This is a genomic window from Mesorhizobium sp. M1A.F.Ca.IN.020.04.1.1 (genome assembly GCF_003997315.1).
GTDB lineage: Bacteria > Pseudomonadota > Alphaproteobacteria > Rhizobiales > Rhizobiaceae > Mesorhizobium.
Map to the genome: position 1 here is coordinate 21,271 of NZ_RZSN01000067.1, position 7,118 is coordinate 28,388.

At 64.0% G+C, this 7,118-nt stretch carries 8 protein-coding genes; 5 read left to right on the forward strand and 3 right to left on the reverse strand.

Features of this window, described 5'->3' with window-relative positions; genetic code table 11:
• Nucleotides 1-259: 259 nt before the first annotated feature.
• Entirely contained in the window at nt 260-1,132 is an 873-nt protein-coding gene (locus EOA49_RS15575; protein WP_095801513.1) for a ferritin-like domain-containing protein, read from the forward strand.
• 90 nt (nt 1,133-1,222) lie between these two features.
• Nucleotides 1,223-2,743 (forward strand): FAD-dependent oxidoreductase, encoded by a 1,521-nt coding sequence (locus tag EOA49_RS15580; RefSeq protein WP_127240552.1) that lies wholly within the window; start codon nt 1,223-1,225, stop codon nt 2,741-2,743.
• Between the two features lie 93 nt (nt 2,744-2,836).
• Here the strand turns inward: EOA49_RS15580 and EOA49_RS15585 are convergent, their stop codons facing one another.
• Nucleotides 2,837-3,025 carry a hypothetical protein gene (locus tag EOA49_RS15585; RefSeq protein ID WP_127240551.1) on the reverse strand — a complete coding sequence of 63 codons (189 nt, stop codon included), beginning with the start codon at nt 3,023-3,025 and terminating at the stop codon, nt 2,837-2,839.
• A gap of 219 nt (nt 3,026-3,244) precedes the next feature.
• Complete coding sequence (locus EOA49_RS15590) at nt 3,245-3,454, reverse strand: cold-shock protein (RefSeq protein WP_066992896.1); 210 nt, start codon at nt 3,452-3,454, stop codon at nt 3,245-3,247.
• A 553-nt stretch (nt 3,455-4,007) separates the two neighbouring features.
• On the opposite strand from EOA49_RS15590, the gene minC reads away from it, so the two are divergent.
• The 3 genes from minC (at nt 4,008) to minE (ending at nt 6,064) form a co-directional block, all read left to right on the forward strand.
• A complete protein-coding gene (gene minC, locus EOA49_RS15595; RefSeq protein ID WP_127240550.1) occupies nt 4,008-4,871 on the forward strand; it encodes a septum site-determining protein MinC in 864 nt (287 codons plus the stop codon).
• A 108-nt stretch (nt 4,872-4,979) separates the two neighbouring features.
• Nucleotides 4,980-5,795 carry a septum site-determining protein MinD gene (minD, locus tag EOA49_RS15600; protein ID WP_095783344.1) on the forward strand — a complete coding sequence of 272 codons (816 nt, stop codon included), beginning with the start codon at nt 4,980-4,982 and terminating at the stop codon, nt 5,793-5,795.
• Nucleotides 5,792-6,064, forward strand: coding sequence for a cell division topological specificity factor MinE (gene minE, locus EOA49_RS15605; protein ID WP_042638296.1), 273 nt, complete (start codon nt 5,792-5,794; stop codon nt 6,062-6,064). The genes minD and minE overlap by 4 nt, the downstream gene beginning before the upstream one ends.
• A gap of 232 nt (nt 6,065-6,296) precedes the next feature.
• Here minE and EOA49_RS15615 read toward each other — a convergent pair.
• Nucleotides 6,297-7,118, reverse strand: an 822-nt coding sequence (locus EOA49_RS15615) for an ABC transporter ATP-binding protein (protein WP_164749233.1), incomplete at its 5' end; no start/stop codon positions are given.

The following is a 7,118-nucleotide window of genomic DNA, read 5'->3' on the forward strand; positions in this document are numbered from 1 at the left end:
GCTTGTTCATGGCGCCGGGTCGAGTGAGGCGCCCGTCGCCCTGCCTGCAAGCCCGGCGCCCGCCCGGGCGACAGGGCTCGAGCCATTGACTGCGCAAAACCGCACCGGCGCCACGCGAGCCGTATCGCGGCCGCATCAGGCTCCCCCAGGCAAAGCCATATCGGCTTCTTTTCAGGAACATTCTGCCTTCTGCGAAGTTTGGCGGCTGGCCCGCTCATTGAGGCCAAACCGGTTGACAGGCGGGCTTCGGGAGGAAGCTATGACCGCTGTCACGCCTTCACTTCATGTTTGTCGCCGCCGGGCACTGCAAATCGGTCTTGGAGCGACCCTTGCTTCAGCGGCCGGCGTTGCTTCGACTTCGTCTGCTGCCGCGCAGGACGACATAAAAGACGAAGACATTTTCCGCTTCGCGCTCAACCTGGAATATATGGAGGCCGAATATTACCTCCGCGGCACCACGGGAAAGGGCATCGAGGACTCGGACATCGGTTCCAAACCCGGCGACGTCGTCGGCGGCAAAAAGGTTGCCTTCGATACGCCCGCGCTCGGTGAATTCATGCGCGAGGTCGCGGAAAACGAACTTGCCCATGTCAGGTTCTATCGCAAGACGCTGGCGTCGAACGCGGTGGACCGGCCGGCGATCGATTTCGATGCCGGCTTTGCCGCGGTCGCCAAGGCGGCCGGCCTCGGCGACGATTTCGATGCGTTTGGCAATCAGATGAATTTCGTGCTCGGCGGTATGCTGTTCGAGGACGTCGGTGTGACGGCCTACGCCGGTGCGGCGACTGTCCTGAAGAACAAGGAATTCCTCGCTGCCGCGGCTGGAATTCTCGCGGTCGAGGCCTATCACATGGGAATGGCGCGGTCGTCGCTCTATCGCATGGGCGAGAAGGCCTGGAAGGCGGCGAATGCGGTTTCCGACGCACGCGACAAGATCGATGGGAACGAGGACAAAGACCAGGGCATTCAGGTTGACGGCAAGGCCAACGTCGTTCCTTCGACGCCGGATGCGATTGCCTTCACAAGGACGCCGCAGGAGGTGCTGCGCATCGTCTATCTGACCGATCAGTCGGGTGTGAGCAAGGGCGGCTTTTACCCGAACGGGATGAACGGAACGCTCAAGAGCACCTAGCCGTTAGGGTGGAGCCGGTCACGATGATCTGCAACCCGGGCCGAGCAGCATTCGGCGCGGGCATCCGATTTCGTTTCGACGAGGCAGGCAATGAACGTCAGCAGCGAAGCGACCAGATCTTTTTGGACACTCGACACCAGCTTGCCCAACGCGCCTCGCCTCGAGCAGGATGAGCATTGTGACGTAGCCGTCATCGGCGCCGGCATCGCCGGCGTTTCCATCGCCTACGAACTGGCCTTGGCGGGACGCAGGGTGGTGCTCGTGGATCGCGGCCCCTTGCTCGGCGGCATGACATCGCGCACGACCGCCCATCTGGCACCCATCTGCGACGACGGCTTGAGCACGCTGATCGACATGCGCGGCGAGGCTCTGGCGCGCGGATTCCAGGAAAGCCAGCAGGCCGCCGTCGACCGCATCGAACGCCATGTCGCCACGCTGGAGATCGACTGCGATTTCCGCCGGCTGGACGGCTTCCTGTTCCCGGCCGCATGGATGGACGAGAAAGAGGCCGCCAGAGAATGCAACAAGGAGTATGCGGCTGCGGCAAAGATCGGCGCCGAAGCTGAGCATGGCAAGGGTGTGCCGCTCAAGGGCCATGAATCGGCGCCCATCCTGCGCTATCCAGACCAGGCGACCTTCCATCCGCTGAAATATTTGCGCGCGCTGCTGGCCGATTTCGAGAAACGAGGCGGCAAGGCATTCGCCGACAGCGCCGTCACCGAAATCGAGGAGGGGGACAAGGTTCGCCTGAAATGCGACGGCGGCTCCACCGTAACGGCTTCGAACGCAGTGTTTGCCACCAATTCCCCGATCAACACCTGGGTCAAGATCCACAGCAAGATGGCGCCTTACCGCACCTATGCAATGGCTTTCGACATTGCCAGGGGAACCCTCCCGGATGCGCTCTACTGGGATATGGACGATCCCTATTATTATGTCCGCCTCAATCCCGGCCCCGGCAAGACGGACTGTCTCATAGCCGGCGGCCGCGATCACAAATCGGGCGAAGCGGATGACGGCGCGGCGCGCTTTGTCGCGCTCGAGGCCTGGATCAGGGCATTGGTGCCCGATCTTGGCGGAGAACGAGCGCGATGGTCCGGCCAGGTCCTCGAAACGATCGACTTTTGCGGCTTCATTGGCCGAAGCCCCGGCAACGGCAACGTCTTCATCGCCACCGGCGACTCCGGCCAGGGCATGACGCATGGCGCCTTGGCCGGACTGCTCATCCGCGATCTGATCGTGGCCGGATCGAACTCCTGGGAAGCCGTCTACGCCCCCGACCGGACGCCGCCCGCCGCGCTCGCGCACTACGTCAATGAGAACCTTACGACGGTGAAGAACCTTGCCGGCTATTTGCTGCCCGGTGAGGTCAAGTCGGCCGACGCCCTCGAGCCCGGCGAAGGCGGCATACTTCAGGACGGCTTGAGCAAGTTCGCCGTGTGCCGCGATCGCGACGGCAAGCTGCACCGGCATTCGGCCAGTTGCACGCATCTCGGCTGCATCGTGCACTGGAATTCGACCGAGCAATGCTGGGATTGCCCCTGCCACGGCTCGCAGTTCGCGCCGGACGGAGCTGTCCTCAACGGCCCGGCCATCCGGCCTTTGGGATAGTTCGGCTGGAGGGCATTGGATCGGCGATCCCCAGCCGCGGGAACTCGAGCCGAATCGCGTCGGGAGAAGTAGACTTCCCCAAGACCTCCGTCGCTATTTTCGCCTTGCCGGCTTCTTCTTTGGCTCCGCTTCAGCCGGCCCGCGGGCGAGCCTGGCCGCGCGGAGCCGTTCCGTCTTTGCCTGCCGCGCTGCCGCTTCGCCCTCGATTATCGTGCGCGCCGTCTTCGTGGTGGCTTCGCTCTTGGCGTCGCCCTTCGGCTTGAACACACTGGTTTCGGCCATGGTCTACCTCGCAATTTGAAACGAAGAAGGCCGGGCAAGCCCGACCTTCCAAAGCATATCTCCCGAAATCGGAAACCGGTTAGGGGAAGACATGCGTAAAACCCCAAAACATGTTGCCCGAAATCGGGAGCCGGTTTCGGGACGAAGACATCCGCAAGATCAAAGTGCTCCAAGGCCAATGCCGGTACATCCGCGGTCAAAGGCCATGGATGCACGGCATCAGCCCGCCTGGATATTCTCCGCCGAGCTTTTGCCGTTCCGCTGGTTCTTCACGATGTCGAAACTCACCTTCTGGCCCTCCGCTAGCGAGCGCATTCCGGCGCGCTCGACGGCGGAGATGTGGACGAACACGTCCGGCTGCCCATTGCCCTGCTCGATGAAGCCGAAGCCTTTCGTGGCGTTGAAAAACTTCACGGTTCCAGTAGTCATACGATTTTCCTTTCAAATCGACGCAAATCATCGCCGCCTGGCTGCGTGCCAAACGTCGCAGTCTTCGAAATTGAGAGGGAAGATCGTCAGGGCGCCAAGGCGCAGAAACAACATTCGTTCAACAAGTTCGATTTGAAAAACATAGCGCTTAACCGAAGCGGCGACAAGGCGAGGCGAAATAATATTGTCGGCGCCGTTGTCCTGAAAAGCTTGCCGGCGACTAAATTTCGCTTGACGCGCGACGCCGTCCGACTCCTATGAAGGGCTTCCGCGTGGCGCCGAAGAAAGAGCCGAGATACAGATCTTGGTGCCTCCGCCGACAAGAACCGAAATGCCGAGCATATTGTTGGCCGTTAGGCCCCGCTGAGCGTTCCTTGCCGGCTCACGCCATGTGTCGAATTGTGTGCTGGATAGACGCTGCGGCAGGCACTGTGACCACCCCGCCACAAAACTTAGCTGCGCCAGTTCCTCAGCGGCCGCCATCCGCAAAATTAACCTTTTGTTAACCATTCGCCCGGCACCCTTTAACCATTGAGTAAGGATTCGTCTGGCCGTGACCTTCGCCGCCCCTTTGCACAACAAATCCATCCGCTTCCGCGCCCGCTCCTTCGTCGCTTTCACGCTGACGCCGGAGGCGCCGATCGACGAGTGGCTGGAGGGGCTCGATCACTGGATCGGCAACTCGCCGGGCTATTTCAACGGCCGCCCGGTAGTGTTGGATCTCAATACTTTGAAGCCGGGCCCTGAGGAGATCGCTGCACTTGTCGGCACGCTCGCCCGGCGCGGCATCCGCGTCTATGCGATCGAGCTCGAGGGCGCCGAGCTCGGCCCCGATTTGCCGCCGCTGCTCGCCGGCGCCAAGGAGGCGACCGCCGAGGGCCTGCTGGGCAGGGCCGCGCGCAAGGCGAAGGCGGAAGAGATCACGGTCGAGACGGCTACGGTCGAGGACGTGCAGCCGGGGCAAATGAGGGCGCCGCAGGATGAACCGGCGAAGCTCGATGCGCAGAACGCGCGAGCCGCCGAAGCAGCCAAGTCGGAACCGGCCGGGTCGGGGCAGGGTGCTGTACCTGCACGGCACGAGCCTTCCGCCGGCACGCTGATGATCAAGGCGCCGATCCGCTCGGGGCAGTCGGTCTTTCATCCGCATGGCGACGTCATCGTGCTGGGCTCGGTCGCGTCCGGCTCGGAAATCGTCGCCGGCGGCTCGATCCATGTCTACGGCACGCTGCGCGGCCGGGCGATCGCCGGCTCGGAAGGCAACACATCGGCGCGCATCTTCTGCCGCAAGAATGAGGCCGAGCTGCTCGCCGTCGACGGCTGGTACACCACGGCCGAGGAGATGGAAGGTGTTTCGCGCGGCAAGGCGGTGCAGGCCTTCCTCGAAAACGATGCGCTGTGCGTGGTGCCGCTCGGCTGAGTCTTTGGCCGCGCAAGCTTCGGACCGGTTTCGCGTGCCATTGTCCTTCATGAGTCCGCCGTGCCCGGCACGGCCAGAGAATAAAAATCGCCAACGGAGGCTGGATATATGGGCAAGGTAGTCGTGGTCACCTCGGGCAAGGGGGGCGTCGGCAAGACAACCTCGACGGCCGCGCTCGGCGCTGCCGTGGCCAAGACCGGCAAGAAGGTTGCGCTGGTCGATTTCGACGTCGGCCTGCGCAATCTCGACCTCATCATGGGCGCCGAGCGCCGCGTGGTGTTCGACCTCGTCAACGTTATCCAGGGCACCGCAAAACTGTCGCAGGCGCTGATCCGCGACAAGCGGCTGGAGACGCTGTATCTGCTGCCGGCCTCGCAGACGCGCGACAAGGACGCGCTGACCGAGGAGGGCGTTGCCGAAGTCATCGCCCGGCTGCGCTCGGTGTTCGACTATGTCTTCTGCGACAGCCCGGCCGGCATCGAGCGCGGCGCCCAGCTTGCCATGCGCTTCGCCGACGAGGCGGTCATCGTCACCAACCCGGAAGTGTCGTCGGTGCGAGATTCCGACCGCATCATCGGCCTGCTCGACGCCCGCACCATGAAGGCCGAGCAGGGCGAGCTGATCCAGAAGCACGTGCTGGTCACGCGCTATGACGCGGCGCGCGCCTCGCGCGGCGAGATGCTGTCGATCGACGACGTGCTGGAGATCCTTTCGACGCCGCTGCTCGGCATCATCCCGGAAAGCCAGGATGTGCTCAGGGCCTCCAACCTCGGCGCGCCGGTGACGCTCAGCGAGCCGATCAACATCGCCGCCAAGGCTTACCTCGAAGCGGCACGGCGCCTGGAAGGCGAGGACCTGCCGGTGGTCGTCCCCTTCGAGCGCAAGGGTTTCCTCGAACGGCTTCTCGGAAGGAGGGCGGCATGAGCATTCTCGACCTCTTCAAGCGGCGCACCAGTGCGCCTGTGGCGCGCGAGCGGCTGCAGCTGCTGCTCGCCTACGAACGCCAGAGCCGTGGCCAGCCAGACCTCGTCTCCATCCTGCGCGAGGAGATCATGGCCGTCATTGCCAAGCATGTACAGATCGACCAGGACTATCTCCAGGTCTCGATGGATCGCGGCGCCACCATGTCGACGCTGGAGATCGACATTCAGATCCCCAACAAGAGCGCCGCGCCACTGGCGATGGCGGGGTGAAGCTGGTTTAGCGCCGGCGGGACAGCACCCCCTCTGTCCTGCCGGACATCTCCCCCGCAAGGGCCCGCAAGGGGGACATCAGATGTCGTCGCCGCTTTCGCCAACTTCCGACGGAGCAGGAAGAGCGCGGCAGCCGGAGCTGCCAATCTCCCCCCTTGCGGGGGAGATGCCCGGCAGGGCAGAGGGGGGTGTCTCGCGCCAACCTTCGCCACTTCCCTCGCAAAGAAAGCCCTCACTCCGGCTGGTACAGCTCATCCATGCTGCGCGCCGTCAGTTCCGCGAACGGCGCCTGCTTCTTCACCCGCCCATGCTCCAGGATCACCAGGTCGTCGCAGAACGCGATGGTCGAGTGGTGATGGCTGATGACGATCGTGGTGCGGCGGCCGGCGCGCGATTTCAGCGTTTCCACGATTGCCGCTTCCGAGAGCCCGTCCACCGCATTTGTGGCTTCGTCGAGGATCAAAATGTCGGGGTCGCGCAGCAGCGCTCGCGCCAGCGCGATGCGCTGCCTTTGCCCGGCCGACAAGTTGACGCCGCGATAGCCGACCACCGTCTGGTAGGCCTGCGGCAGCGTCTCGATGAAGCCATGCGCCTCGGCGAGCTTGGCCGCGCGGCGCGCCTCTTCCGCGCTGGCCGTGTCCTTGCCGTAGGTGATGTTGTCGAGGATGGTGCCGTCGACCAGCTCCAGCTCCTGGCTGGCCAGAGCGATATGCGCCCGCCATTGGGCCGGGTCGATCTCGCCGAGCGGCGCGCCGTCGACGAGGATGCGGCCGCCATCGGGCTCGACGAAGCGGCAGAGCAGGTTGACGATGGTCGTCTTGCCGGCGCCGGAGCGGCCGATCAGCGCCGTCGAGCGGCCGCTCACGATGTCGAAGCTCGCCGCATGCAGCACCGCCGCGCGCTGCTCCTCATTGGCATAGCTGAAGCTGACGCCCTCGAAGGCGATCTTCTCGCCGAGTCCCGCGAACGGGCGGCTGCCCGTGGGCGGCACGGGCTTGCCCTCGGGGTCGAGCAGCCAACTCACCTCCTCCAGCGAGCCGGAAAGCCCCTGCAG

Excerpts from the sequence above, each read along its gene's own strand:
- minE (WP_042638296.1), top strand. The coding sequence starts at position 5,792 with ATGAGCATTCTCGACCTCTTCAAGCGGCGCACCAGTGCGCCTGTGGCG.
- minD (WP_095783344.1), top strand. The coding sequence starts at position 4,980 with ATGGGCAAGGTAGTCGTGGTCACCTCGGGCAAGGGGGGCGTCGGCAAG.
- EOA49_RS15580 (WP_127240552.1), top strand. The coding sequence starts at position 1,223 with ATGAACGTCAGCAGCGAAGCGACCAGATCTTTTTGGACACTCGACACC.
- EOA49_RS15575 (WP_095801513.1), top strand. The coding sequence starts at position 260 with ATGACCGCTGTCACGCCTTCACTTCATGTTTGTCGCCGCCGGGCACTG.
- EOA49_RS15590 (WP_066992896.1), bottom strand. The coding sequence starts at position 3,454 with ATGACTACTGGAACCGTGAAGTTTTTCAACGCCACGAAAGGCTTCGGC.
- EOA49_RS15585 (WP_127240551.1), bottom strand. The coding sequence starts at position 3,025 with ATGGCCGAAACCAGTGTGTTCAAGCCGAAGGGCGACGCCAAGAGCGAA.